Consider the following 5,452-nt stretch of genomic DNA (forward strand, 5'->3'; position numbering starts at 1 on the left):
GAAATATCAGGACAGTGACTCGTCGAAATTGAGTTTTGTCTTGAGCAAGAATAGAGAATCTTCGGATTCTTGTATGATTTAAACTGAAGAGTTTGATCATGGCTCAGATTGAACGCTGGCGGCAGGCTTAACACATGCAAGTCGAGCGGTAACAGGGGGAGCTTGCTCCCCGCTGACGAGCGGCGGACGGGTGAGTAATGCATAGGAAACTGCCCAGTAGTGGGGGATAGCCCGGGGAAACCCGGATTAATACCGCATACGCCCTTTGGGGGAAAGCAGGGGATCTTCGGACCTTGCGCTATTGGATGTGCCTATGTCGGATTAGCTAGTTGGTGGGGTAAGAGCCTACCAAGGCAACGATCCGTAGCTGGTCTGAGAGGATGATCAGCCACATCGGGACTGAGACACGGCCCGAACTCCTACGGGAGGCAGCAGTGGGGAATATTGGACAATGGGGGCAACCCTGATCCAGCCATGCCGCGTGTGTGAAGAAGGCTTTCGGGTTGTAAAGCACTTTCAGTGAGGAGGAAAACCTTACGACTAATACTCGTGAGGCTTGACGTTACTCACAGAAGAAGCACCGGCTAACTCCGTGCCAGCAGCCGCGGTAATACGGAGGGTGCAAGCGTTAATCGGAATTACTGGGCGTAAAGCGCGCGTAGGTGGTTTGATAAGCGAGATGTGAAAGCCCCGGGCTCAACCTGGGAACGGCATTTCGAACTGTCAGGCTAGAGTATGGTAGAGGAGTGTGGAATTTCCTGTGTAGCGGTGAAATGCGTAGATATAGGAAGGAACACCAGTGGCGAAGGCGGCACTCTGGACCAATACTGACACTGAGGTGCGAAAGCGTGGGGAGCAAACAGGATTAGATACCCTGGTAGTCCACGCTGTAAACGATGTCAACTAGCCGTTGGGACTCTTGAAGTCTTAGTGGCGCAGCTAACGCACTAAGTTGACCGCCTGGGGAGTACGGCCGCAAGGTTAAAACTCAAATGAATTGACGGGGGCCCGCACAAGCGGTGGAGCATGTGGTTTAATTCGACGCAACGCGAAGAACCTTACCTGGCCTTGACATGCAGAGAACTTTCCAGAGATGGATTGGTGCCTTCGGGAACTCTGACACAGGTGCTGCATGGCCGTCGTCAGCTCGTGTCGTGAGATGTTGGGTTAAGTCCCGTAACGAGCGCAACCCCTATCCCTAGTTGCTAGCAGTTCGGCTGAGAACTCTAGGGAGACTGCCGGTGACAAACCGGAGGAAGGTGGGGATGACGTCAGGTCATCATGGCCCTTACGGCCAGGGCTACACACGTGCTACAATGGTGCGTACAGAGGGCTGCAAACCCGCGAGGGGGAGCTAATCTCACAAAACGCATCGTAGTCCGGATCGGAGTCTGCAACTCGACTCCGTGAAGTCGGAATCGCTAGTAATCGCGAATCAGAATGTCGCGGTGAATACGTTCCCGGGCCTTGTACACACCGCCCGTCACACCATGGGAGTGGATTGCACCAGAAGTGGTTAGTCTAACCTTCGGGAGGACGATCACCACGGTGTGGTTCATGACTGGGGTGAAGTCGTAACAAGGTAGCCGTAGGGGAACCTGCGGCTGGATCACCTCCTTAAACGAAGCCGAATGCTTCGGTCAGAGTCCACACGAATTACTTGGTTAGCTTAAGAAGAGAGCAAAGGGTCTATGCAGGCCCGACTTGGCTTGTTTCAGGACAAGCAAAACCGGGTCTGTAGCTCAGGTGGTTAGAGCGCACCCCTGATAAGGGTGAGGTCGGTGGTTCAAGTCCACCCAGACCCACCAGAATTGCGTAGCTCGTCGTTGTTTCCGGACTTGCATAGCAGGCTATGCGGCGCCCGAACACGCCTAGATCTACACAATTCTTGTAAATAGCTTTTAGGGGCTGTAGCTCAGTTGGGAGAGCGCCTGCCTTGCACGCAGGAGGTCAGCGGTTCGATCCCGCTCAGCTCCACCAATACCTGGACAGATCGATGAATGCCTGACTTCGGTCAGTGTGCAGAAACAAGCGTTTCGGTTTAATGACAAGAGTTGTTAAGCGGAAGTTCTTCTTTCTGATCACTGGGTCAGATTTGCTCTTTAACAAATTGGACGAGATAGAACACGAATTTATTTCTCTCATTATCTCCGAGAGGAATGGATTCAATGTGATAGCGATTTCAAGCGTTATCCGGTGTTGTCGTTGAAGTGGTTGTATATGACTTCGAGTGACTGTCTCTGAATCTCATCTCTGAATGAGAAGGCTGTGTTCACTTCGGTGGGTGCGACGTTCTTGTTGAGTGTGAGGAACAGATCAGTTGTCTTGGGGTTATATAGTCAAGCAACTAAGCGCATACGGTGGATGCCTTGGCAGTCAGAGGCGATGAAAGACGTGGAAGCCTGCGATAAGGCTCGGGGAGCTGGCAAACAAGCTGTGATCCGGGCATCTCTGAATGGGGAAACCCACCGGTCTTCGGACCGGTACCGTACGGTGAATACATAGCCGTACGGGGCGAACTCGGGGAACTGAAACATCTAAGTACCCGAAGGAAAAGAAATCAACCGAGATTCCCTCAGTAGCGGCGAGCGAACGGGGACCAGCCCTTAAGCTGGACAACTGGTAGGAGAAGGCCCTGGAAAGAGCCGCCATAGTGGGTGATAGCCCCGTATCCGAAACCTGAGTCCAGTGAAATCGAGTAGGACGGGACACGAGACATCCTGTCTGAACATGGGGGGACCATCCTCCAAGGCTAAATACTCCTGACTGACCGATAGTGAACCAGTACCGTGAGGGAAAGGCGAAAAGAACCCCTGTGAGGGGAGTGAAATAGATCCTGAAACCGTATGCGTACAAGCAGTCGGAGCGGACTTGTTCCGTGACGGCGTACCTTTTGTATAATGGGTCAGCGACTTATGTTCAGTGGCGAGGTTAACCGTTTAGGGGAGCCGTAGGGAAACCGAGTCTGAATAGGGCGATTTAGTCGCTGGGCATAGACCCGAAACCGGGCGATCTATCCATGAGCAGGTTGAAGGTTGAGTAACATCAACTGGAGGACCGAACCCACTGTCGTTGAAAAGCCAGGGGATGACTTGTGGATCGGAGTGAAAGGCTAATCAAGCCCGGAGATAGCTGGTTCTCCCCGAAAGCTATTTAGGTAGCGCCTCGGACGAATACCACAGGGGGTAGAGCACTGTTTCGGCTAGGGGGTCATCCCGACTTACCAACCCGATGCAAACTCCGAATACCTGTGAGTACTATCCGGGAGACACACGGTGGGTGCTAACGTCCATCGTGAAGAGGGAAACAACCCAGACCGCCAGCTAAGGTCCCCAAATACCAGTTAAGTGGGAAACGATGTGGGAAGGCTCAGACAGCTAGGAGGTTGGCTTAGAAGCAGCCATCCTTTAAAGAAAGCGTAATAGCTCACTAGTCGAGTCGGCCTGCGCGGAAGATGTAACGGGGCTCAAACTGGTTACCGAAGCTGCGGCTGTGCACGCAAGTGCACGGGGTAGGGGAGCGTTCTGTAAGCCTGCGAAGGTGTGTCGAGAGGCATGCTGGAGGTATCAGAAGTGCGAATGCTGACATGAGTAACGACAATGGGGGTGAAAAACCCCCACGCCGGAAGACCAAGGGTTCCTGCGCAACGCTAATCGGCGCAGGGTGAGTCGGCCCCTAAGGCGAGACCGAAAGGTGTAGTCGATGGGAAACGGATTAATATTTCCGTACCTTGGATAGCTGCGATGGAGAGACGGAGAAGGCTAGGTGAGCCGGGCGACGGTTGTCCCGGTTTAAGCATGTAGGCAGTGGGATTAGGCAAATCCGGTCCCACAATGCCGAGACGCGACGACGACTGCCCTTTTAGGGCGGGAAGTCATTGATGCCCTGCTTCCAGGAAAATCTTCTAAGCTTCAGGCTATTCGAGACCGTACCCCAAACCGACACAGGTGGTCAGGTAGAGAATACCAAGGCGCTTGAGAGAACTCGGGTAAAGGAACTAGGCAAAATGGTGCCGTAACTTCGGGAGAAGGCACGCCGGTGGTATGTGACGCCCTTCGCGGGTTGAGCAGAAGCCGGTCGAAGATACCAGGCCCCTGCGACTGTTTATTAAAAACACAGCACTGTGCAAACACGAAAGTGGACGTATACGGTGTGACGCCTGCCCGGTGCCGGAAGGTTAATTGATGGGGTTAGCGCTTGCGCGAAGCTCTTGATCGAAGCCCCGGTAAACGGCGGCCGTAACTATAACGGTCCTAAGGTAGCGAAATTCCTTGTCGGGTAAGTTCCGACCTGCACGAATGGCGTAACGATGGGGGCGCTGTCTCTACCCGAGACTCAGTGAAATTGAAATCGCCGTGAAGATGCGGTGTATCCGCGGCTAGACGGAAAGACCCCGTGAACCTTTACTATAGCTTCACAGTGAACTTTGAGCATGTTTGTGTAGGATAGCTGGGAGGCTTTGAAACCAGGACGCCAGTTCTGGTGGAGCCAACCTTGAAATACCAGCCTGACCTGTTTGAGGTTCTAACTTCGACCCCTTATCGGGGTTAAGGACACTGTGTGGTGGGTAGTTTGACTGGGGCGGTCTCCTCCCAAAGCGTAACGGAGGAGCACAAAGGTGGGCTAAGCATGGTCGGACATCATGCGGTTAGTGTAATGGCACAAGCCCGCTTAACTGCGAGACAGACACGTCGAGCAGGTACGAAAGTAGGTCATAGTGATCCGGTGGTTCTGTATGGAAGGGCCATCGCTCAACGGATAAAAGGTACTCCGGGGATAACAGGCTGATACCGCCCAAGAGTTCACATCGACGGCGGTGTTTGGCACCTCGATGTCGGCTCATCACATCCTGGGGCTGAAGCCGGTCCCAAGGGTATGGCTGTTCGCCATTTAAAGTGGTACGCGAGCTGGGTTTAGAACGTCGTGAGACAGTTCGGTCCCTATCTGCCGTGGACGTTGGAGATTTGAGGAAAGCTGCTCCTAGTACGAGAGGACCGGAGTGGACGAACCGCTGGTGTTCGGGTTGTGTCGCCAGACGCATTGCCCGGTAGCTATGTTCGGATAGGATAACCGCTGAAAGCATCTAAGCGGGAAGCCCCTTCCAAGATGAGATCTCCCTGGACCCTTGAGGTCCCTGAAGAGCCGTTCAAGACCAGGACGTTGATAGGTCGGGTGTGTAAGCGCTGCGAGGCGTTGAGCTAACCGATACTAATTGCTCGTGAGGCTTGACTATATAACACCCAAGACAATTGCGGATAACGCAAGAGCCATTGTGCTCAATCGAAATCAACATCACATCGTTCTACCTCGTCCACCCAGTGATCAACCGTTTTGCCTGACGACCATAGCGGTCTGGAACCACCTGATCCCATCCCGAACTCAGCCGTGAAACAGACCAGCGCCGATGGTAGTGTGGCTTCTGCCCATGTGAGAGTAGGTCATCGTCAGGCTC

2 tRNA genes and 3 rRNA genes are annotated in these 5,452 nt (G+C 53.5%); all 5 read left to right on the plus strand.

Going from position 1 to position 5,452, the window contains the following annotated elements:
- Positions 1-80 precede the first annotated feature (80 nt).
- Positions 81-1,620 (plus strand): 16S ribosomal RNA (locus tag ACTRWH_RS20355).
- A gap of 111 nt (positions 1,621-1,731) precedes the next feature.
- A tRNA-Ile gene (locus tag ACTRWH_RS20360) sits at positions 1,732-1,808 on the plus strand.
- A 96-nt stretch (positions 1,809-1,904) separates the two neighbouring features.
- Positions 1,905-1,980, plus strand: a tRNA-Ala gene (locus ACTRWH_RS20365).
- 357 nt (positions 1,981-2,337) lie between these two features.
- Positions 2,338-5,233 (plus strand): 23S ribosomal RNA (locus ACTRWH_RS20370).
- Positions 5,234-5,334: 101 nt separating this feature from the next.
- Positions 5,335-5,450: ribosomal RNA gene (gene rrf, locus ACTRWH_RS20375) — 5S ribosomal RNA — on the plus strand.
- The 16S, 23S and 5S rRNA genes sit together here with 2 tRNA genes alongside, the layout of an rRNA operon.
- Positions 5,451-5,452: the final 2 nt, after the last annotated feature.

The sequence above is a fragment of the Marinobacter sp. G5_S1_61_S3 genome (assembly GCF_054968585.1).